Source organism: Flavobacterium sp. CFBP9031, from assembly GCF_034044945.1.
Lineage (GTDB): Bacteria > Bacteroidota > Bacteroidia > Flavobacteriales > Flavobacteriaceae > Flavobacterium.
In genome coordinates this window covers 252,212-273,587 of the sequence record NZ_JAXCWF010000009.1, presented here as the reverse complement: position 1 = coordinate 273,587, position 21,376 = coordinate 252,212, and the positions used below count along the sequence as shown (strand labels likewise).

Annotated in this window: 20 protein-coding genes; 1 reads left to right on the top strand and 19 read right to left on the bottom strand. The window is 33.4% G+C overall.

Annotation, left to right across the window (positions count from 1 at the left end):
• Positions 1 to 117 precede the first annotated feature (117 nt).
• The 5 genes from nadD to SOM12_RS16600 form a co-directional block, all read right to left on the bottom strand.
• Positions 118 to 699, bottom strand: a complete 582-nt coding sequence (gene nadD, locus SOM12_RS16620) for a nicotinate (nicotinamide) nucleotide adenylyltransferase (RefSeq protein ID WP_320494322.1) — start codon at positions 697 to 699, stop codon at positions 118 to 120.
• Positions 700 to 810: 111 nt separating this feature from the next.
• A complete protein-coding gene (gmk, locus tag SOM12_RS16615) occupies positions 811 to 1,383 on the bottom strand; it encodes a guanylate kinase (protein ID WP_250834881.1) in 573 nt (190 codons plus the stop codon).
• Positions 1,384 to 1,409: 26 nt separating this feature from the next.
• Positions 1,410 to 2,006 carry a hypothetical protein gene (locus tag SOM12_RS16610; RefSeq protein WP_320494319.1) on the bottom strand — a complete coding sequence of 199 codons (597 nt, stop codon included), beginning with the start codon at positions 2,004 to 2,006 and terminating at the stop codon, positions 1,410 to 1,412.
• Positions 2,007 to 2,008: 2 nt separating this feature from the next.
• Positions 2,009 to 2,869, bottom strand: coding sequence for a YicC/YloC family endoribonuclease (locus SOM12_RS16605; RefSeq protein WP_095928434.1), 861 nt, complete (start codon positions 2,867 to 2,869; stop codon positions 2,009 to 2,011).
• Between the two features lie 95 nt (positions 2,870 to 2,964).
• On the bottom strand, positions 2,965 to 3,312 hold the full coding sequence (locus SOM12_RS16600; RefSeq protein ID WP_095928433.1) for an arsenate reductase family protein: 348 nt from the start codon (positions 3,310 to 3,312) through the stop codon (positions 2,965 to 2,967).
• Positions 3,313 to 3,392: 80 nt separating this feature from the next.
• Between SOM12_RS16600 and SOM12_RS16595 the strand changes: the two genes are divergently transcribed.
• On the top strand, positions 3,393 to 3,848 hold the full coding sequence (locus SOM12_RS16595; RefSeq protein WP_095928517.1) for a DinB family protein: 456 nt from the start codon (positions 3,393 to 3,395) through the stop codon (positions 3,846 to 3,848).
• A gap of 29 nt (positions 3,849 to 3,877) precedes the next feature.
• On the opposite strand, the gene SOM12_RS16590 is transcribed toward SOM12_RS16595, so the two are convergent.
• The 14 genes from SOM12_RS16590 to uvrC form a co-directional block, all read right to left on the bottom strand.
• Positions 3,878 to 4,366 carry a septal ring lytic transglycosylase RlpA family protein gene (locus SOM12_RS16590; protein WP_095928432.1) on the bottom strand — a complete coding sequence of 163 codons (489 nt, stop codon included), beginning with the start codon at positions 4,364 to 4,366 and terminating at the stop codon, positions 3,878 to 3,880.
• Between the two features lie 91 nt (positions 4,367 to 4,457).
• Entirely contained in the window at positions 4,458 to 4,880 is a 423-nt protein-coding gene (locus SOM12_RS16585; RefSeq protein ID WP_095928431.1) for a hypothetical protein, read from the bottom strand.
• 108 nt (positions 4,881 to 4,988) lie between these two features.
• Positions 4,989 to 7,727, bottom strand: coding sequence for a TonB-dependent receptor (locus SOM12_RS16580; RefSeq protein ID WP_320494316.1), 2,739 nt, complete (start codon positions 7,725 to 7,727; stop codon positions 4,989 to 4,991).
• A gap of 321 nt (positions 7,728 to 8,048) precedes the next feature.
• Positions 8,049 to 9,692, bottom strand: a complete 1,644-nt coding sequence (pgi, locus tag SOM12_RS16575) for a glucose-6-phosphate isomerase (RefSeq protein WP_320494315.1) — start codon at positions 9,690 to 9,692, stop codon at positions 8,049 to 8,051.
• A gap of 112 nt (positions 9,693 to 9,804) precedes the next feature.
• A complete protein-coding gene (locus SOM12_RS16570; protein ID WP_320494314.1) occupies positions 9,805 to 10,137 on the bottom strand; it encodes a hypothetical protein in 333 nt (110 codons plus the stop codon).
• Positions 10,138 to 10,166: 29 nt separating this feature from the next.
• Positions 10,167 to 10,787 carry a hypothetical protein gene (locus SOM12_RS16565; protein WP_320494312.1) on the bottom strand — a complete coding sequence of 207 codons (621 nt, stop codon included), beginning with the start codon at positions 10,785 to 10,787 and terminating at the stop codon, positions 10,167 to 10,169.
• Positions 10,788 to 10,820: 33 nt separating this feature from the next.
• Entirely contained in the window at positions 10,821 to 12,041 is a 1,221-nt protein-coding gene (locus SOM12_RS16560; protein ID WP_095928426.1) for a peptidoglycan DD-metalloendopeptidase family protein, read from the bottom strand.
• Positions 12,042 to 12,067: 26 nt separating this feature from the next.
• On the bottom strand, positions 12,068 to 13,009 hold the full coding sequence (locus SOM12_RS16555) for a tryptophan 2,3-dioxygenase family protein (RefSeq protein ID WP_320494310.1): 942 nt from the start codon (positions 13,007 to 13,009) through the stop codon (positions 12,068 to 12,070).
• Positions 13,009 to 13,779 (bottom strand): DUF3108 domain-containing protein, encoded by a 771-nt coding sequence (locus SOM12_RS16550; RefSeq protein WP_095928424.1) that lies wholly within the window; start codon positions 13,777 to 13,779, stop codon positions 13,009 to 13,011. The genes SOM12_RS16555 and SOM12_RS16550 overlap by 1 nt, the downstream gene beginning before the upstream one ends.
• Positions 13,780 to 14,076: 297 nt before the next feature.
• Positions 14,077 to 15,237, bottom strand: a complete 1,161-nt coding sequence (hppD, locus tag SOM12_RS16545) for a 4-hydroxyphenylpyruvate dioxygenase (RefSeq protein WP_320494309.1) — start codon at positions 15,235 to 15,237, stop codon at positions 14,077 to 14,079.
• 79 nt (positions 15,238 to 15,316) lie between these two features.
• Positions 15,317 to 15,676: a four helix bundle protein gene (locus SOM12_RS16540; RefSeq protein WP_320494308.1), complete on the bottom strand. Its 360-nt coding sequence runs from the start codon at positions 15,674 to 15,676 to the stop codon at positions 15,317 to 15,319.
• 146 nt (positions 15,677 to 15,822) lie between these two features.
• Complete coding sequence (locus tag SOM12_RS16535; protein WP_320494307.1) at positions 15,823 to 16,980, bottom strand: homogentisate 1,2-dioxygenase; 1,158 nt, start codon at positions 16,978 to 16,980, stop codon at positions 15,823 to 15,825.
• A 318-nt stretch (positions 16,981 to 17,298) separates the two neighbouring features.
• Positions 17,299 to 19,569: a patatin-like phospholipase family protein gene (locus SOM12_RS16530; protein WP_320494306.1), complete on the bottom strand. Its 2,271-nt coding sequence runs from the start codon at positions 19,567 to 19,569 to the stop codon at positions 17,299 to 17,301.
• 7 nt (positions 19,570 to 19,576) lie between these two features.
• The gene (gene uvrC / locus SOM12_RS16525; protein ID WP_320494305.1) at positions 19,577 to 21,370 is read right to left on the bottom strand and encodes an excinuclease ABC subunit UvrC; all 1,794 of its coding nucleotides are present in this window, start codon (positions 21,368 to 21,370) and stop codon (positions 19,577 to 19,579) included.
• Positions 21,371 to 21,376 lie beyond the last annotated feature (6 nt).

Genomic DNA, 21,376 nt, shown 5'->3' with positions numbered 1-21,376 from the left:
CTAGTGTTGAATCATGACTGTTATTTCTCATCGCAACAAAATTTATTAAAGGTAAATTTTGTTACCGAAATATCTAACCTTTACAGAAATGACAATATTGTGGTATAATTTGTTTGTCTACTTCTTATAAAAATTATTATGATCAATATATTCCCAAACCTTTGGAGGTAATAAAGGCTGAATGTTTTTGCCTTCTTTAATGCTGTTTCTAATAAAAGTCGAAGAAATCTCTACAATTGGCGCATCAATAACATGAATTTTGGGATGCGATTTTAACTCTAAATTTTCCGGTTCATCAGAAATTCTCGGGTATACATAAATATCATGATTTTCCAGAATTACTTCATAATTTTTCCATTTATGAAGCGTTTTCAGATTGTCTTCGCCCATAATTAATGAAAACTCATGGGTTGGATATTTCTCTTGTAAATGAGCGAGCGTGATAACGGTATAACTCGGCTGAGGTAATTTAAACTCAATATCAGACGGTTTTATCTTTGTGTAATCTTCTGTGGCTAGAAAAACCATTTGCAGACGCTGTTGGTCGTCTAATAAAGTCGATTTCTTTTTTAACGGATTGTGAGGCGTAACAACCATCCAAATCTGATCTAAATCTGCAAACTCGGCCATGTGATTCGCAATGATTAAATGACCAACATGTATAGGGTTGTATGTTCCGAAGTAAAGACCTATTTTCATTTTTTATAGTTTCACAGAGAGTCGCTAAGATAGCACAAAGATTCGCAAAGTTTAAAATAATACTTTTGCGAATCTCTGTGTTTTTTTGTTGTGTATCTCTGTGGAATAAAATTACTTGTTTATGAAATCTTTTACCAGTTGATGTGCTTCTTCAAGAGCAACTGATAAATCATAGTTTTTGATAATCACGTCGAACTGAGGCGCTGTTGCCAATTCTACAGAAGCTTTTGCGATACGCATATTGATTTTGTCTTCGCTTTCTGTAGAACGTTGTTTTAATCGACGTTTTAATTCGTCAACACTTGGAGGTTTAACAAAAACAGCTAAAGTTTCTTCTGGAAATTTGTGTTTAATACGAAGGCCGCCAACCACGTCAATATCAAAAATGACATTTTTTCCTAAAGCCCAGATTCTTTCAATTTCCGATTTTAAAGTTCCGTAGAAGTTATCGCGATATACTTCTTCCCATTCCAAGAAATCTTCAGCTTTAATGTGTTTTTTGAATTCTTCTAACGAAATAAAATAATAATCCTTTCCGTCTACTTCTTCACCACGTGGTGCACGTGACGCTGCCGAAATCGAAAATTCAAGATTTAAATCTTCCTGACCTAATAAATGTTTTACGATAGTTGTTTTTCCTGATCCAGACGGTGCCGAAAAAACAATTAATTTTCCTTTGTTCATTGTGTGTTTATGTGTGATCTGTCATTTTAGAAATCTAATTCTTTTTTTAAGACAGATAGTAATTCATTGTATGAAATTAATTCATCGACAGTTGGATAATCTTTTAAGTATATTTCTGGATTATCAAAGAAAAAACTGTTTTTACTCTTTCCGTTCCTAATATATACTTTATAGCCAATTCCGTCTAAAGCAATTTTTTTACGAGTTTTAATTTCAAATTCTCCTTTATAGGATGTAATTTCAGGCTTTCCAAATTTATATCTGATTTCTTCCATATTTGGAAGAAATTCAACATTTGTAATTAGTATCTTGAGCCAAATTAAATCTGCATTTACTGGTTTTAGCTTTCCACTGCTTTCCTTTGGAAAACTTGATTGGTCAATTTTGGTTACGCTTTTGAAATCTTTTTGATACCAAAATTTCTGAACTATCCATCCAACGGCTTTATCATTGAACATTCTAAAAAAAACAATTCTATTTCCAATAGAATAATCTTCGTAAATACGTATTTCTTGTTGATATTCTAAATTATCTGGTATTTCTAAAACCTTATTTACTTCAGATACTTCTTGACCAAAACATTTGAGAATTATGAAAAAGAAAAAGATTAAATAAGATCTCATATTTAGAGAACATTCAATACCTGCTCTTTAATCTTCTCCAATTCATCTTTCATCATCACGACCAATTTCTGCATTTGAGCATGATTAGATTTTGATCCCATTGTGTTGATTTCACGTCCCATTTCCTGAGTGATAAAACCAAGTTTTCGTCCATTAGCTTCAGTTCCATTAAGGGTTTCTATAAAGTAATCCAAATGATTGCCTAAACGAACTTTTTCTTCGGTAATATCCAGTTTCTCTAAATAATAGATTAATTCCTGTTCAAAACGGTTTTCGTCAACATTAACCTGTAATTCTGAAATTGCAGTCTGCAAACGATCTTTAATTGCTTGTACGCGTTCTGGATCAAGTGCCAAGGTATCATTCATGAATTGGCGAATGTTTCCAATTCTTAAATTGAATTCTTTTTCAAGAGATTCACCTTCGTCTTTACGGAAGTTTAAAATGTTTTGAAGTGCCTCATCAATAATAACCTGAATCTGCTCCCAGTCATTCTCATCAATTTCTTCGCGTTCTGTTTTTAATGTGTCAGGCATACGAACCGCCATTTTCATTAATTCAGTTTCATCAGCATTTGGATTTACTTCTTTTAACTGCGCAATATAATTTTTTACGACAGGTACATTTACTTTAGTTGAAGTTTGTTCTGCAGTACTTTCTACATAGATTGCAAAATCAATTTTTCCTCTTTCCAACTTAGTCGAAATAAGAGTTCGTAATCCAAGTTCCATCTCACGGTAAACCGATGGCATTCTTACATTTAAATCTAAACCTTTAGAGTTTAGAGATTTTACTTCAACGGTGATTTTTTTTGTAGGCAATTGCAAAGAAGCTTTGCCAAACCCTGTCATAGATTGTATCATATAATTGAGTATAAAGGCGCAAAGATAAATAAAAGTTTGATGTGTTACGTTGTAAATTGTGAATCAGTTTTATAGATCAAAATTTGCGGTTATTCTTACGTTAGTGCATTTATAACTTCGGCTACATTTTTTTGGCTGTTGCCGATGTAAATTTTTCCGTCAATAATAAAAACCGGACGGCTTAAGAAAGTATAATGCTCTAAAATATATTTTTTAAAATCGGCTTCAGTTAAAGATTTTTCTTTTAATCCCATTGACTTGTACAATTGAGCCTTTTTGCTAAATAACGCTTCATAACTTCCAGAAAGTTTATACATTTCTTCCAGTTGTTCTTCTGTAATTGGATCTTGTCTAATGTCTTGAAAAACTAGATTGTTTTCTGGAAGACTTTTAATGATTTTGCGACAAGTATCGCAGGATGCTAAGTAATATATTTTGTTCATTATTTTATGAATTTGTTAGAATACAAAGAAAATCCATTTGAAGCTTAAAAATGATTAATTTTAGAAAAAAAAATAAAATTATGAGTTCAGTTTTTGATGTACAGAAGACTATTAGAGAAATTCTCTTGAAAATCTTAGACAGTCATTCGTTAGAGCAATTAAACAAAGTTCCAGATGGTTTTAGCAACAATATTATTTGGAATATAGGTCATTGTATTTCGTCGCAGCAGGTTTTGGTTTATAAATTATCGGGCCTTCCGACAATGGTTTCTGAAGAGTTCATTAACAAATACAGAAAAGGAACCAAACCAGAAGGGGATGTTTCTCAAGCTGAAGTTGATGAGATTCGAACATTGCTTTCTACAACATTAGAAAAAACAAAAAATGATTTTGAGAGCGGACTTTTTGTTGATTACCACGAATATACTACTAGTATCGGTTTCACGCTTCGTCATGTTCAAGGAGCCTTGGATTTTAATAATTACCACGAAGGGCTTCATAGTGGAGTCGCAATGGCATTAAGAAAATTGGTTTAAAAAAAGTCCCGCTTTAAGCGGGACTTTTTTTATTCAATTATGGTTTCAATGGTAACCTTCATAGCTCCGGCACCTTTGTGTTTTGTAATGTCCATAAAAGCTCTTTTAGACAAATCGATTTCACGAGTCTTTACAAAAGGTCCGCGATCTGTAATTTTTACAATAACGAATTTTCCATTGGCTTCATTGGTTACTTTAACTCTTGTTCCAAAAGGAAGTTTTTTGTGAGCTGCAGTATAGCTGTTGTTGTTAAATCTACTTCCATTAGCGGTTCTTTTTCCGTTAAAACGATCTGCGTAGTAGGAGGCATGAGCGTTTTTCTTGTATGGTCTTAGTTTTAAACCTTTGTCAGTAAAAACAGAATCCGGTAACGGAATAATAACTGGTTTTACATTTTTAACAGTATCTTGAATGATTTTAGGTTCTGTTGTAGGTTTGGTCTGGCTTATGACATACGTAAAGCCGCTAATTAAGGTTAAAGCGATTGTGGCGAATAAAATGTTCTTTTTATTTCTCATGGGTTATTCTTTTTCAGACTTGGGGGGAGTTTGTACAAATAATATGCCGAGATAAAAAAAGCCCTGATAAAGGGCTTTTAATTGGTATTTTTTAGAACCAAAGGTTCCATGGAATTCTACTTAAAATAAGCAATAATCCTAATCCGTAAAAAATAGCAAAGGTTTTAAATTTAGCTTCGCTATTGATTAATTTTTTATGTTTAGACCATCCGATAGTTATCAAGATGATAGCAATAATATTAATTAGAGGGTGTTCTAATGATGTTAATCTTAATTCTGCATTTGACATTTGACCTAATACAGCAAAGCCTCTCGCAGAAACAAAATATAAGATTAAACCAATCAATAATTGAGTGTGTGTGCCAATTAAAGCAAATAAAGCGATTTTACGATCCTTACCAGTAAATTCTTTTTTTGAAGTTACTCCGATGATAGCGTTAACAACTGCAATTACTAAAAGAAGCAATGCTAAGTACGCCCAGCCAGAGTGAAATTTTTGTAGAAAATTATACATAAACTGTGTTTTTTGTTCAAAAACAAATATAACAAAAAAGGCTATAAAAAAACGGCATTAAACTTAAAAGTCAATGCCGTTTTTATTATTTATTTAGATTCTAAATTCTTAGAAATCGTAACGTAATGCGAAGTTCCAAGTTCTACCGAAACCAAAGTATACTTGGTTTGTAGTAGCAATTCCTTTGTAAGTTGTAACAGTAGGAACATCAGCAGCAAATATATTTGTTTTTGCTTCAGCAATGTAAGTGTAATCAAAAAGGTTATTTACATTTAATCTGAAACCTACTGAGTTGCTTTTGTTTCTGCCTACTAACAATTTGTATGATAAACCAGCATCAGCAGTACCGTAAGATGGTAATTGTAATGCACCTCTGTTATCTTCTTTAGTAAAGTTTCCTGGAGAGATAGCAGCATACAATTTGTCAACATAGTTGTAGTTTGCATCTACAGTAAAACGAGGTAAGATTTCATAAGTTGCTCCTAAAGCAGCAGTTGTTTGAGCAGCATCACCAACTCTTACACCGTCAAGGAATAATGTTGAACCAGTTCCAATTTGATTGTTAGCTGAATCGTAACGGTTACTTGTACTTGTTCCTTCATATTTCCAATCTCCAAGAGATAGCATACCTGTAATAGTAAGTTTGTCAAGAACTTTAGCAGTACCATCAATCTCAATACCTGAGTGGATTTCTGTAATTCCAGCGAAATCAAAGTAACCACCTGGATTATCAGCAGCACCATCATTAGATCTTTGGTATCTGTCTTTCCAAGAAGTTCTGTATAAGTTAACATTTGCAGTAAATTTACTTGTACGTAAACCATATCCAGCTTCAACAGCAAAGATTTTTTCGTTTGTTAAGTTACCAGCTACAATTGAACTGTTGTTTGGGTAAACTGCATTAAAGAATGGTTGTTTTGAGTAGTATCCTGAGTTAACAAAAACATTATGGTGCTCGTTGATGTTGTAGTTAACACCACCTTTTACGTTACCACCTAAGATGTTTTCGTAATCTGTACTTGCTAATGGAGTTCCAGCTGCATATTTGAAATAGTCAACTCTTTTGAATCCTTGTTGAGAAAGTGCACCTTGAACGAATGCAGTAAATTTATCAGAAGTATACTCTAATTGAGTAAATCCTCCATACCATCTTACGTCACCGTCATTGTTGAAGTTGATTTTTTCTTCTTTGTCAGTGCTTTTGAATACATTCCAAGCTGGGTATGTAGAATATGTACCGTATAAAACTCTATTAGGGTTGTTTACATCAAAATTGTCAGCGAATGCATCTGCTCCTAGAAGGTTGTTTACGTTTTGGTAGTGAAGACCTTTGTATCCTCTTACATCAACTCCTAAATCCCAAGTTAAATTTTCTGTGAATTTTTTGTTGAAGTTAACAATTGCACCATACCAGTTGTGAGAGTTAACAGATGAAATTTGAGAAATACCATTTGTAGTATTGTTTCCAGTAAGTGAAGTATTTTGGTATTGACCAGTCGTACCTGTTGTTGTACGAGTAGAAGCAGCTCCATTGATCATTACCGTTTCACCTGAGTTGTAAGCTACGATTTTATCATAATCCACTAAACCATCTGCTGTTCTAAATGCAGCGTTAGCATAATTTAATCCTTTAATAAATCCAGTTCCTCTAGATCCTCCTCCACGTCCGAAAGAAGCGTAAGCAACAGCAGATAATTTAGATGTTTCATTAATTTGGAAATCATAGTTTAATGAAGTAACAGGTTTGTGGTAGTAGTTTCTTACCATGTTGAAAGCCTGACCATCTTTGTATCCCCAATCAGAGTTATATCTAATGTTTGGATCAGATACTGAACCATATTGTTGATACTGTGCTATAGTGATGAATGTAGATCTTTGATCGTGCCATTGTGGAGCACCAGTAACTGTAAATTGGAAATCGTGCTTGTTGTTTTTTGTAGTATAACCAAGAGCTACATAGTAGTTATCTCCGTTAAATTGAGTTCCATCTACATATCCGTCACCTTGAGTGTGGCTGTATAATACAGAAGCAGAGAATCCGCTATCTAATTTTCCTGTGTTGTAAGCAACGTTAGATTTGAAGAAATTATCGTTACCAAAAGAAGTACCAACTGTACCACCTTGTTTTAAATCTGAAGCTTTAGTTACGTAGTTCATAGTACCTCCAACAGAAGCAATAGCTAATTTAGAAGAACCTAAACCTCTTTGTACTTGAATGAAAGAAGTAACGTCAGATAAACCTGCCCAGTTACTCCAGTAAACAGCACCATTTTCCATGTCGTTAACTGGCATACCGTTAACCATTACCGCAACGTTGTTTTGGCTAAATCCACGAATTGTGATTCTAGAATCTCCAAATCCACCACCAGATTTAGTTACATAAACAGATGGAGTGCTTTTTAACATTTCAGGAAGTTCTTGGTTTCCTAGTTTTGCCTGAATTTCAGAAGCTTTAATTGTTGATACTGCAACAGGAGTTTTTCTGTCTTTTGCAATATCTACTGTGCTACTTTTAACTACAATCTCGCTCAATTCGTTTGAGTTAGAAACCAAAGTGATAGTTCCTAAGTTTGTAGTTGCGCCGTTAGACACATTAAATTTCACAGTTTGGTTGTCATAACCTAAGAAAGAGATAACAATCTCTCCTGTGCTTGATGTTGAAGTAAGAGTAAATTTACCATCAAAATCTGTTGAAGTTGCTGTAGTAGATCCTTTGATCACTACATTTGCTCCTGGTAATCCACCTGTTCCGTCGGTAATTTTACCAGTAACTTTTCCTTGAGAAAATACGGTTGAAACTATCATAAAGAATAGTCCGGTCAGTAACCAATTTTTCATTTTCTTCATTTTGTTATTGAGTTTATTGTTTTTGGCAAAATTATAACAAATAACTCAGATAATGTTATCGAAATGTTAAGAAAAACAAGTTTTGCTTTTTGTGCTGCGCATTAAAATGAATTTTTCTCTTTTTATTAGAAAAAATATTGATTTATTGAATTTATGCAATGCTTTTTTGTTAAAACTGTAATTATTTCCATAGTCAAGCAATGTTAAAAATGTAAATTGGCGGATTTTTCTGTCTTTTGTCGGAATTTTATACAAAAAACGTCCTAATTTTACTAGTAATTAGGACGTTTCAAAAGTTATAGAATATTTAAGACAATGTTTCTATTTGTTTTTTAAGAAATGATTTAACAAAAATGAAGTCGAACTGTCGTGATTTTTAACAGTCTTAGAATTGATCTCATCTAAGATTGAGTTTGCTAATTGCTTACCTAATTCAACTCCCCATTGATCAAAACTAAAAATATTCCAGATCACACCTTGAACAAATATCTTGTGCTCATATAATGCGATTAAAGATCCTAAGCTTTTTGGAGTAAGTTTTTGAATTAAAATTGTATTAGTTGGTTTGTTTCCTGTGAAAACTTTAAACGGTAATAAGTATGAAGCTTTTTCAGCAGCAAGTCCTTGTTTGTCAAATTCTACTTGAACTTGATCTGGAGTTTTACCATTCATTAAAGCTTCTGTTTGAGCAAAGAAGTTAGACATCAATTTATCGTGGTGATCTTCATTGCCATAAAGAGGTTTTACAAATCCGATAAAGTCTGTTGGAATTCTTTTTGTTCCTTGGTGAATTAATTGGAAAAAAGCGTGTTGAGAATTTGTTCCTGGCTCTCCCCAAATGATTGTTCCAGTTTGATAGTTAACAGGTTTTCCATCACGACCAACACTTTTTCCATTGCTTTCCATAAAAGCTTGCTGTAAATAAGGAGCAAGTTTGTGTAAATATTGTGTGTATGGAATCAAAGCTTCGCTTTCAGCACCATAAAAATTATTGTACCACACGCTTAATAAAGCCAAAATAACCGGAATGTTTTCGTCGAATTCTGCCGATTTGAAATGCTCGTCCATTTCATTTGCTCCAACTAACAATTGATTGTAGTTTTTAAAACCAATTGCTAAAGCGATGCTCAAACCAACTGCGCTCCAAAGAGAAAATCTTCCTCCAACCCAATCCCACATTGGAAAAACGTTGTCAGGATTAATTCCGAATTCTGTTACATTTTTAATGTTTGTAGAAACCGCTGCAAAGTGTTTCGCAATATCTTCCTGAGTAGCCGATTTTAAAAACCATTCTTTAATAGTTTCTGAATTCGAAAGCGTTTCTTGCGTTGTAAATGTTTTAGAAACAATCACGAAAAGTGTCGTTTCAGGATTTAGTTTTTTGATAACTTCATTTACGTGGTCACCGTCAACATTTGAAACGAAATGTGTGTTTAGGTGATTTTTATAAAATTGTAAAGCTTCAACCGCCATTACTGGACCAAGGTCTGAACCACCAATACCAATATTTACAACATCAGTAAAAGCTTTTCCTGTATATCCTTTTCTTTGCCCAGAGATTACTTCTTCTGTAAAGTTTTTGATTTTATTTTTTACTTCGTAAACTTCTGGAATTACATTTTCTCCGTCAACCTTAATAACTGCTGATTCTGGAGCACGTAATGCCGTATGTAAAACAGCACGATTTTCTGTCTGATTGATTAATTCTCCTCCAAAATATTGTGCGATCGCATCTTTCAGTCCGATTGAGTTTGCCAACTCTAACAAAAGAGAAACAGTTTCCTGACTAATATTGTTCTTTGAGTAATCTACTAAAAAATCATTCCATTGTAAATTGAATTTTTCAGCACGGGCACTATCTTGTTGAAACAATTCTTGTATTGTGGTTTCGTGAATTGCGTTATAGTGGTTTTGTAGATTTTTCCACGCTTCAGTCCCAGTTGGGTTTGTTGTGTTTAAAGCCATTTTATCTATAATTGAGTTTGTTTTCTGAAACACAAAAATACTGAAATAACTTTTAAAAGGGGAACGGTTTGCGATTATATAGCAATTAGTTACGAAAACGTTTTATGAATTATCACTTTTGATTTTTGGAAGTTATAATGATTGCTCCATCATTTTCCTTTTCGTTATAAATTATACGGCTGCTGTTTTTGTTTATAAAGTCTAAAGTAATAATGTCAAGTTTTTTAAGTGGTAAGAAGATGGTGTCTTGTTTTTTATTGTATTTAAATGGAATTCCGTTTATTACAATCAATGGCGATTCTCCAATCAAATCTTTTTCGAAGGCAGTGCCAACTAGTTGCTGTACAAAATATTTGCTTTCTTCTTTTTCATTTAAAATAAAAACTTTTGGATTGGAGCATCCTACGGCTAATAGTGATAAAAGTATCAGAAAGGATTTTTGCATGAATAAATAAGAGTTTAAGAAAAAAAATTTTACCAGAATTTCCACCAAGGTTTTTTGTTAATTTCTATAATTTTCTTCGAAACATCAACATCAATTCTTTTTGGAGATTCGATTTTAATTTTAGAATCGTCAAAAAATAATTGTCCGCTTTCGTCCATTCCGAGAGGAGATTTTGTTCTTTCTTTCCATTCTTCGGTTTGCAATTCTGAAACGAAAGGTAAATCGATTTTTTCGCGAAAGCGTTTTTGAGCTTTTTCTATAATTTCTTCCTCTAAGTTTGAAGATGAATTTTTGAAAAGCGAAATTGAATTGTCTGGAATATTCAAAAGAAAAATTTGAGTTTTATCTCCAATCTTCTGAATGTCTAATACTTTAAAATAGGTAATTGAATCTAATAGAAAATGACCAATTTTTGATGAGTCAGGATTGAATTTCGACAAGTCTTTTGCATGCGAACTGGCAATCAAATATCTAAGGTTGCTCGAAAGTCCTCCGCCAATCGAACTCATATCAGTAAAAGCTTTTTCCTGAATAATCTGTCCGACTTTATAATTTAAAATTAGACTTTCAGGAAGATTTGTATCTCTGTAAAATAATTTTAAACCAGAAAAAGTTTCATGATACATGGTTTTAAGGCGTTCATTTTTCATCGCTTTAAATCAAAAAGATTATAAAATGGGTTATTAAAGATTCCCAATACTATCTAATTCTCTTTTTAGAGGTTCAATCTGTTTCATGAAACGAGTTCTGTCGTTTCCTGTCAAAGATTCTCCAGTCGGTAAATTTAAACGAAGGGCATCGACTTGTATTCCATTTTTCCAAAAACGGTAACAAACGTGAGGGCCAGAAGCTAGGCCGGTGCTTCCTACCAAACCAATTGTCTGACCTTGAGTAACGCGCTGTCCGCGGCGAACCAAGATTTTAGACATATGTAAATATTGAGTAGAGTAGGTTCCGTTGTGTTTTACTTTTACAAAGTTTCCGTTTCCTGCAGTATATCCTGTAGCTTCAACAACACCAGAAGCGGTTGTAGAAATTGGCGTTCCTGTTGGAGCGGCGTAATCTGTTCCTTTATGCGCTTTCCAGGTGTGCTGTACCGGATGATATCTATTCATAGTGAATCTTGAAGTGATTCGGCTGAATTTAATTGGAGTTTTTAAGAAGAAGTTTTTAAGTGTTTTTCCTTCATCATCATAATATTCAACTTTACCAGAAGTGGTGTCTCTTGCAAAAGGGAAGGCGTAAATTATTTTGCCTTTATATTCAAAAAATGCGGCCTCAAGATCTTCAACGCCATCATATGTTTTTCCGTTGATAAATCTTTCAGTGAAAATTAATCCGTAGCGATCTCCTTTTTTAAGTTTAAAAAAGTCAATAGACCAAGAAAATACTTTTGTGATTCTGCTGGCCAAAGCTGTTTCAACACTTTCGTTTCCTAAAGTTTCAGATAATGAACTTTTAAGAACGCCACCAATCATTTTTCTTTTGAGAGAAACAGGTTTTATTTTTTTATATGCTTTTGCAATGCTATCTCTTAAATCAATAACATAATAACTTAAGGCGTCTGGCTGATAAACAAAAACTTGAAGATTATTCGTTTTGTTTTTAGAACGAAGTAAAGTAAAGGGTTTGCCATAACGAATGCTTCTGACATTGAACGAATCTTTTACCTGTTCTACAATATCATGTACTTTTTTATCTCCAATATTTTGACTTTGGAGTATGGAGCCAAAAGAATCTCCTTTTGAAATAGTATCATTAACAACATTAAAATCTGCGTAATTAAAACCGAATTCTATTTTTTTGGTTGCTGGTTTAGTAATTTTTGTTTCTACTTTTTCTTCTGCTTTTTTACATGAAAAAATAGAAAACAAGACAATTAAAATTACGACTGCTTTTTTCAAACTTTTAATATTTTTTTGTGGTGAAATTAAACTTCGGTTTCATTTCCCCAATTGGACAATTCTTCTTCGGTCCACAATTTAGGAAAAAAGATGCGTCTTTGGTATTTTGGGTGCATATATTTTTGCCAATCACTTCCTCCAGTAGCTTCTCCGTTACCTTTTCCGCTCTCCAAAATGTATTTTCTAGCCGTATTAAGGTGCTGCATTACCCAAGTAATGTTTACCGTTTTGTCGTAATGGCGCATTGCTGCAATTAGTTCTGTATTTTGTTGGTCTTTAATAGGTAATTGAATGAATTTTTGCCAAAGGTTTTTGGTTTTAAAAGAAGCCATTTGTCTTAAAAACTGCTCTTTGTACTTTTTTTCAAACTCATTTAGCAAATATGATTTTTCGCCAGTATGATAATCTTTTCCGGCAGCTTGCCAATAAAGATGTTCAAAGCTAGTTTCTAAATCGGTATTTTCGTCAAAGTTTGCTTTGTATCTGCGGTCTGTCAAATTGATCACGTCAGTCGAAGCAAATTCGATCATTCTATATTGAGCGCTTTGGAATCCGCTTGCAGGAGTAAGCGTATTTCTAAATTTCATGTATTGATCTACTTCCATACCATTTTCCATAATACTGAAAGAGTTGGTAAGCATGTCAAAATATCTTGTGATTCTTGATAGTCTTTCGCTAAAAAAATCAACTTGAATGTTTTCTGTTTCGGCAATCTGATCAATTTCCCACAGAATCATTTTAAAAATCAATTCGTTTACCTGATGGTACATTATAAATACCATTTCGTCAGGAAGTGTAGTACGCTGAATTTGCAGATTCAAAAGAGCATCGGTCTGAATATAATCCCAATATGTGATAGGTTTAGCCCAAAGCAATCCTTCTAATTGAACATCAGTTTTTTGATTTATGGCTTGAAATTTAAGATCAATTTCTTTTAAAAGTGCTTCAGAATTATCTGTAGGGTTCATTATTTTTTTACTTTAAGTGGACTTTTTAATCCTTTATAATCATCAAGATCTGCCTTAAGCGATCCGACGGCCAAATCTGCTTTAATTCTTATGGGAACTTTGTTTACATCATCTGTTATCCAGAGTGTTAAGCTCTCTTTTTCTTTAAATACTCTACCTGTCTGTACCAATGGCTTAAAGACCATCGTAGAAACGGTTCCAAATTTAGTCGTAATATCTTGACGGCCTACAAATTTTAACTTAAATTTTGTGATTTCTTCATCAAAAAACATGTCGATTGTAATGGCTTCGCCAGATTTAAGTTTATCGATATTGGGATGGTTTCTCAAAAAGTAAAATGCCGAAACAATATCTTGCACATCTTCTGATACTAGAATCGTTTTCTCTGATTTTCTTTTATAGTCTTTTACCAAAACTCTATTTTCTGCTTGATTGAAAAAACCTTCTTGATTTTTGGTATAGCCACCTTCGTCAATTTTTCTAACATAACGATAGGGTTTTCCTGTTTCTTTGTCAAAATAACTTTCGTATAAATCTTCTACTTTAAAGAAAAATTTAGACATTCCAGTTGTGTAACCTTTTCCAATAGAGTGGTATACCTTTTTGTTGTTTATCGTAGCATCTTTAATTTCAAGTGTAGCATAGCCGGCATTTACAATTCCGTAATGTATTCTAAATTTGAAATATTCTCCAGTATCGAAGGCATCTTCTTTTTGAGGCGCAAATGAGAGTGTTGTTAGTGCTAATATAGTGAGGATGAGCTTTTTCATAGTACATTCTTTACATTTTATTATAAAGATAGACAAATGCAAATTTTATTCCAAATGTACCAAAACAAAAAAACTCAGTCAAAAATGACTGAGTTTTTATGCTATTAACTAACCAAAAAACTATAAATTATGAAATTTATATCAATTCGGAAGGAAACCACCCCTTCCTGATTTGCGGTGCAAAGATAGATAGAAAGTTCAAAAATAAAATAGCAAAAGTCAAGTTTAACATAACATTTGCAAAAAAAGCATCGTTTTTTGGCGAATTATGTGATTTTATGCATTAAAATTAACATTTTACAGCGTTCCTCTCAATTCTTGCTCTCTTTCGATAGACTCAAAAAGGGCTTTAAAGTTACCTGCACCGAACCCTTTTGCCCCCATTCTTTGAATAATTTCGAAGAAAAGCGTCGGTCTGTCTTGAACGGGCTTTGTAAAAATCTGTAAAAGGTAACCGTCTTCGTCGGCATCGACCATGATCGCTAATTTTTCGATTTCGCTCAAATCCTCTTTCATCATGTCCATATGAACACCCAATCTTTCAGGAATTGCTTCGTAATATGCGTGTGGAGGAGCCGATAAAAATTCAACACCACGTGCTCTAAGTTGTGATACCGTTTTAATAATATCGTCTGTAGCAATGGCAATGTGCTGAATTCCAGGTCCGCCGTAAAAATCTAAATATTCTTCAATTTGAGATTTTTTCTTTCCTTCTGCAGGTTCGTTGATTGGAAATTTAATTCTTCCGTTTCCGTTAGACATTACTTTACTCATCAAAGCTGAATATTCTGTAGTAATTTGTTTGTCATCAAAAGATAAGAAATTCACGAATCCCATTACTTCTTCGTAGAATTTTACCCAAGTATTCATTTCGTTCCAACCTACATTTCCAACCATATGGTCGATGTATTTTAATCCAGTTGATTCTGGGTTAAAGTCAGATTTCCATTCTTTATAACCTGGCAAGAAAACACCATTATAATTTTTTCTTTCTACAAAAATGTGAACTGTCTCTCCGTAAGTGTAAATTCCAGAACGAACCACTTGTCCAAATTCATCTTTTTCAACCGTTGGTTCCATAAAAGAACGCGCACCACGTTTCATGGTTTCTTCGTACGATTTTGTAGCGTCTTCAACCCAAAGAGCAGCCACTTTTACACCGTCACCATGTTTTTTCAAATGTTCGTTTATTGGAGAATCAGCTGTTAATGGCGTTGTCAAAACAATTCTAATTTTATCTTGTTTTAAAACATAAGATGCTCTATCTCTTACTCCAGTTTCCAATCCGGCATAAGCCAAAGATTGATATCCAAATGCAGATTTATAATAATGTGCAGCTTGTTTGGCATTTCCCACATAAAATTCTACATAATCTGTTCCTAATAATGGAAGGAAATCTTGTGCTCCTTCAAATATTTTCTCTAATCCGTATTCTACTGATTTTACTTCTTTGCTCATAATTAGATAATTTGATAATGAGAAAATGAGATGATTCTTGAAATGCATTAATTTTCTAATTGACACATTTTCTAATTTTCTAATTCCTCTTTGATGTTGATATTATTTTATTTAAAATTTTTAAAATTTCTGAAAGATCATTTAATAAACGTTTGCAATTTGGATATTCTCTATGAGCATCACATAAAAACAACCAATACTCTGTTTCGTCTGCTTCTTTAATTGCAATTTTTAATTTATGAATAAAATCTGCTTTGCTTTCTGCGTTTTGTGATTCTTTTGAGTTTGCTCCAATAGACGTTCCGCTTTTTAATAACTGATTTGCAATTACGAATTTCTTTTGCTCTTGAAGTTCAGTTGTGTAATCTATTATGTTTAAGGCGAAATTGAAAGTTTTAATTAAAAGAGCGTTGTCTTTATATTTTTCATTGAAAGTCATTTCTTGAATTAGTTAATTAGAAAATTTGAAAATAAGATAATTTTTTTGTAGGTTTAAAATTACAATTAAATTATTTGTATTTTCTCATTTATGCGGTTTTAAAACCATTTTCTAATTTTCTAATTGACATATTGCCACATTAAAAATTACTCCGTCCAGGATTTGTAATATTTCCCGTCATCCAGCCCCATAGCCTCTTCAGTAACCATTAATGGACGGAACGTATCCACCATTACAGCTAATTCCTGAGTTTCTTTATGACCAATACTTCGTTCCATTGCGCCTGGCGCTGGTCCGTGCGGAATTCCTTTTGGGTGTAAAGTAATATGGCCTTGCTCAATATTATTACGGCTCATAAAATCGCCGTCTACATAATATAGAACTTCGTCAGAATCAATATTGCTGTGATTGTATGGCGCCGGAATTGCTTTAGGGTGGTAATCGTAAAGTCTTGGGCAAAATGAGCAAACGACAAAAGTTGCCGTTTCAAAAGTTTGATGTACTGGAGGTGGTTGGTGTACGCGTCCAGTTATAGGTTCAAAGTTATGAATTGAAAATCCGTATGGGAAATTGTAGCCGTCCCAGCCTACAACGTCAAACGGATGTGTGGCATAAACCACTTCATGAATCATTCCTTCCTTTTTGATTTTAATTAAAAAATCGCCTTTTTCGTCATGAGTTTCCAATTCGCTTGGCAAAATAAAATCACGCTCGCAAAACGGAGAATGTTCTAGATGCTGTCCAGATTGGTTTTTATAACGTTTTGGAGTGTAAAAAGGAGAATAAGATTCTACATAAAATAATCGGTTGTCTTCTGTTTCGAAATCGATCTGATAAATAATACCGCGTGGAATAATTAAATAGTCACCATATTCAAACGGAATATTTCCTAACATGGTTCTTAATTTTCCTTTTCCTCTATGAATGAAAAGCATTTCATCGGCATCGGCATTTTTATAGAAATAATTACGAAGCGATTCTTTCGGCGCAGCCAAACCAATAATGCAGTCTTTATTGACCAGCATTGCTTTTCGGCTATCCAAAAAGTCGTTTTCAGGTTTCAATTCAAAACCTTTAAATAGAAGTGATTTTATATTTTTTCCGATTGCAATTTTAGGCTCAACCGAATAAGAGTTTAAAATTTCTTTAACCTGAGTTGGTCTGTGTACGTGATAAGACAATGACGAATGCCCGTGAAAACCTTCGGTTCCGAACAATTGTTCATAGTAAAAACCTCCGTTTGGTTTTTCAAATTGGGTGTGTCGCTTTTGCGGAAATTCTCCGAGTTTGTGATATAATGGCATGGCTTTTCAATTAGATAATTAGTAAATTAGATAATTCGAAAATTTGAATTGCAGAGTGAATAATCAGTCCAATTTTTTTCAATTGACTAATTATCTCAATTCGATAGAAGCATTATTCTGGATTTCTCTTAATAAGAAATTGAAGATACTCTAATAAACCTGTCCAATTTGTTTTCATTATAACAAATGTCGTAATTTTTTCGGAGTAAAAATAAAAATTATATTATTTATAACTATAAAATAACTTAGTTTTTTTGATTTAATTTTTGTGATGTAAAAAAATACACTGTTTTTATTGAAGTATTCTCTGTTATAATACTAAAATTGAAACCCGATACTAAACCACGTAAAGCTTTTGGACATTTCTGGAGACCAAGATTGTTTTACTTCGATAGGTCCAATTATGGTTTCTAAACCATAACCTATGGCATATCCTGTATACTTTGGCATAGAAACCCAATCTACAGAGGAAAAAATATCATCTCCTAAGTTGGCAAAATTTGCTGATACATTGATGTGATTTTTTTTGAAGATTTCGTAATCAATATTAATATCAGTTTTAATATAACTGTTGCCGGCAATGCTTAGAAAATCGTATCCGTAGAAATAATTGAAATTGTTTATTTTGTTGTAGCCATAACCACCAAATATAAAATCAAAAAACGGAACACTGTCGCTGCCAATATTAAACCCAGCATCGGCTCCAAATTTTATAGTTGCTTTTCTAAATAGCGGTCTAACAACTGATATTTCGGCTTTTGCAATCGAGAAAGGTTTAAATTGCTTTGTATAATCTGATGATGCCATATAGGTTTGCAGATCTGTAGAAAAATATAATCCAGAACTTGGGTAATATTTTTCATCTAACGAATCGTATTTTAAATAGGCAAAGGCACTAAAATAATTGCTTTTTTCAATTATGTTATCTTCATTGGTAAGTGTTGGGGAGTTAATTTTTAGATACTTATATTCTAATCCACCGCCCATTAAAAATTTCTGGACAAAAATAGTCTGAAAATAAGCCTGATTGGTTATATCCATGAAGTCAACATTAATAAGGTTGACATTTGGATTCTCTTTAAGAACGCCACTCAAACTAGTCGTTACATTTCTATTAAATTGATTCAGTCTCGAACGGAAGCCAAAACTGATGTTAAAACCATTTTCGACATAATAGTTAAAATCATATCTAAAATTATCACCCAAAATGATATCTAAAGAAGTAACATCGTTTTTTAAAAAAGTCTTTTTATGAGTTAGGTTTAATAAAACCGCACTTTTGTAAAGACCATCATAATGAAGTCCAAGTTTTAGATACGTTTGCGTTGGATTTTCTCTTAAAACCAAATCCAAATCGTCCTTATCGCCATCTGGCTGAAGGCAATAGGAGATAGTGCTAAAGTTTTGTGTTGCATTTAAGTTGTTTATCCCAGCTTTAAGTCCATCATAAGTTATGGTACTTCCTGGTTTAAAACGAAGTTTACCGTGAATATATTCTTTGGTGTAATTTTCTAATTTATCAGTATTTATGTCTTGAATATGAAGTGTGTCTGTTTCAACTTTTAATTTTGGCTTTTTGTAAAAGTGGTTTTCATCACTCAAAGTTTTGATTTTTTCATAAACCGCAAAAGCGGCTTCTTCTCCTTTTCTAATGATTTCTTCTCCTCGGTCAAACGAAATAACTCCAAAATCACGAATATCGGGTCTGATGTAAACATCTGTGTCCTTTATTTTGCTTTTCATTTTTTCGATGGATTGCAGATTGGTAATCTGAACCAAGATTCGTGTGGCGTTTTTCAGGTTTTTTCTTTTCAGCAAATCGTCTTGAACATCTACACCAATAATAATATCTGCGCCGAGATTGCGAACTTCTTGTATGGGATAATTATTGACAACGCCACCATCAACCAACAAATTTCCGTCAATTTCAACTGGTGTAAATAGCGAAGGGAAAGCCGAACTCGCCATCAGGGCCTGAACCAGATTTCCTTTATTAAGTAAAACTTCTTCACCTGTTTCAATATTAGTTCCAATACATAAAAAAGGAGTTGGCAGTTTGTTGAAATCCCGAACGTGACGTACATTTCTAGTTAAACTGCTTAATAAATTATAATTGTACATTCCTTTTGAAAGTGCTTCTGGAATGCCGACTCTGAAGTTACTGAAAGGCAAGACAATCGCATATAATTCGTCATTCTTCTTGCCATAAAAATTCTTAGAAGAACGCGGAATATAATCGTTTATTAATTCGTCGAAATTGGTTCGTTTGAAAATAGAATCGATTTGAGAAGCATTGTAACCAGAGGCATAAAGTCCGCCAATTACAGATCCCATACTGGTTCCGCCAATGTAGTCGATTTTGATTCCGGCTTCTTCCAAAACTTTCAAAACTCCAATATGTGCAAAACCTTTGGCGCCGCCGCCACTTAAAACTAATCCTATTTTGGGTCTTTTAACACTATCTTTTTTTGTTTCCTGCGAAAATGATTTTGACGAAAACAAAAAGGTCAGCAATAAAACAAATGAGAATGCGTACGAAGAAGCTCCTTTGAAACAAATTTTTGAAATGTACAGTTGGAATGAACGCATAAAAACTTTAATTGGTTTTGTAAAAGTCGACAATTTTTTTGGCTTTAGAAACACCTATAACGTCTGAAATTTCTTTTTCTGTGGCCAATTTTAATCTTTTAACACTTTTAAAATGCTGAATCAAAGCAAGCATGGTTTTTTCGCCAATTCCAGGAATGCTTTCAACAGAAGAATTAAGTGCCGATTTGCTTCGTTTGTCTCTGTGAAAAGTAATTCCAAATCGGTGCGCTTCGTTTCGTAACTGTTGAATCACTTTTAAGGTTTCTGATTTTTTGTCTAAATATAATGGAATCGAATCGCCTGGATAAAAAAGTTCTTCCAAACGTTTTGCAATTCCGATAATGGCAATTTTACCGCGTAAACCTAATTCATCAATACTTTTTAAAGCCGATGATAATTGTCCTTTTCCACCGTCAATGATTATTAGCTGAGGCAAAGGCTGATTTTCGTCTAATAATCTTTTGTAACGGCGATAAACAATTTCGGTCATCGAAGCAAAATCGTCGGGGCCTTCAACAGTTTTAACGTTAAAATGGCGATAATCTTTTTTGCTTGGTTTTCCGTCTTTAAAAACAACGCAGGCCGCAACAGGATTTGTTCCCTGAATGTTCGAGTTATCAAAACATTCTATATGTCTTGGTTCAACAGGAAGACGTAAATCTTTCTGCATCTGCGCCATAATTCTGTTCACATGACGATCTGGATCTACAATCTGTAATTGCTTTAATTGTTCGATTCGATAAAATTTAGCATTTCGAATTGACAAATCTAAAATCTGTTTTTTATCTCCAAGCTGAGGAACAGTTATTTTAATGTTTTCGCCCAAATCCATTTCAAAAGGAACAATGATTTCTTTTGATAATAACTGAAAACGCTCGCGAAGTTCTATAATCGCCAATTCTAATAATTCTTCATCACTTTCATCCAGCTTTTTCTTCATTTCTAAAGTGTGCGAACGAATAATTGAACCATGAGAAATCTGAAGGAAGTTGACATAAGCCGCACTTTCGTCAGAAATAATAGAGAAAACATCAATATTGGTAATCTTCGGATTGATAATGGTAGACCTGGATTGATAATTCTCTAAAACTTCAATCTTTTCTTTTATTTTTTGCGCTTCTTCAAACTGTAAATTCTGCGCATAAGTGTTCATCAGTTTCTTGAAATCCTTTAAACTTTCTTTGAAGTTTCCCTTCAGGATTTCGCGAATTGCATTGACTTGTCTTTGGTATTCCTCCAAAGGTTCCAAACCTTCGCAAGGGCCTTTGCAATTGCCAATATGATATTCCAGACAAACTTTAAATTTTCCTGAATTAATATTAGATGCGCTCAAGTCATAATTGCAAGTTCGCAGCGGATATAATTCTTTGATTAAATCTAAAATAGTATGTACTGTTTTGAAACTGGTGTAGGGGCCAAAATATTCAGAGCCGTCCTTGATCATGTTTCGAGTTGAAAATATTCTCGAAAAAGGTTCTTTTTTGATGCAGATCCACGGATACGTTTTGTCATCACGCAAAAGTACGTTGTATCGCGGCTGTAGGGTTTTAATTAAATTATTTTCTAATAAAAGCGCATCGGTTTCGGTTGGAACTACGATGTGTTTTATCGTTACTATTTTTTTTACCAGTACATTTGTCTTGGCAGTATCGTGAATTTTATTGAAATAAGAAGAAACCCTTTTTTTTAAATTTTTAGCTTTGCCGACATACAAGATTTTCCCGTCTTTATCATAATACTGATACACGCCAGGATTGTCTGGTAAAGTTAAAATTTGAAGATCTAAGGCTGGTTTTTGCATTCTTTT

Bases quoted from the DNA above. Each gene is read 5' to 3' on its own strand.
- SOM12_RS16540 (WP_320494308.1), bottom strand. From the start codon at position 15,676: ATGACTTTCAATGAAAAATATAAAGACAACGCTCTTTTAATTAAAACT.
- uvrC (WP_320494305.1), bottom strand. From the start codon at position 21,370: ATGCAAAAACCAGCCTTAGATCTTCAAATTTTAACTTTACCAGACAAT.
- SOM12_RS16605 (WP_095928434.1), bottom strand. From the start codon at position 2,869: ATGATACAATCTATGACAGGGTTTGGCAAAGCTTCTTTGCAATTGCCT.
- SOM12_RS16570 (WP_320494314.1), bottom strand. From the start codon at position 10,137: ATGCAAAAATCCTTTCTGATACTTTTATCACTATTAGCCGTAGGATGC.
- SOM12_RS16585 (WP_095928431.1), bottom strand. From the start codon at position 4,880: ATGTATAATTTTCTACAAAAATTTCACTCTGGCTGGGCGTACTTAGCA.
- SOM12_RS16580 (WP_320494316.1), bottom strand. From the start codon at position 7,727: ATGAAGAAAATGAAAAATTGGTTACTGACCGGACTATTCTTTATGATA.
- SOM12_RS16555 (WP_320494310.1), bottom strand. From the start codon at position 13,009: ATGAACCCTACAGATAATTCTGAAGCACTTTTAAAAGAAATTGATCTT.
- SOM12_RS16530 (WP_320494306.1), bottom strand. From the start codon at position 19,569: ATGCGTTCATTCCAACTGTACATTTCAAAAATTTGTTTCAAAGGAGCT.
- SOM12_RS16595 (WP_095928517.1), top strand. From the start codon at position 3,393: ATGAGTTCAGTTTTTGATGTACAGAAGACTATTAGAGAAATTCTCTTG.
- pgi (WP_320494315.1), bottom strand. From the start codon at position 9,692: ATGGCTTTAAACACAACAAACCCAACTGGGACTGAAGCGTGGAAAAAT.
- SOM12_RS16565 (WP_320494312.1), bottom strand. From the start codon at position 10,787: ATGAAAAATGAACGCCTTAAAACCATGTATCATGAAACTTTTTCTGGT.
- SOM12_RS16590 (WP_095928432.1), bottom strand. From the start codon at position 4,366: ATGAGAAATAAAAAGAACATTTTATTCGCCACAATCGCTTTAACCTTA.
- SOM12_RS16610 (WP_320494319.1), bottom strand. From the start codon at position 2,006: ATGAGATCTTATTTAATCTTTTTCTTTTTCATAATTCTCAAATGTTTT.
- nadD (WP_320494322.1), bottom strand. From the start codon at position 699: ATGAAAATAGGTCTTTACTTCGGAACATACAACCCTATACATGTTGGT.
- hppD (WP_320494309.1), bottom strand. From the start codon at position 15,237: ATGAGCAAAGAAGTAAAATCAGTAGAATACGGATTAGAGAAAATATTT.
- SOM12_RS16535 (WP_320494307.1), bottom strand. From the start codon at position 16,980: ATGCCATTATATCACAAACTCGGAGAATTTCCGCAAAAGCGACACACC.
- SOM12_RS16600 (WP_095928433.1), bottom strand. From the start codon at position 3,312: ATGAACAAAATATATTACTTAGCATCCTGCGATACTTGTCGCAAAATC.
- SOM12_RS16550 (WP_095928424.1), bottom strand. From the start codon at position 13,779: ATGAAAAAGCTCATCCTCACTATATTAGCACTAACAACACTCTCATTT.
- gmk (WP_250834881.1), bottom strand. From the start codon at position 1,383: ATGAACAAAGGAAAATTAATTGTTTTTTCGGCACCGTCTGGATCAGGA.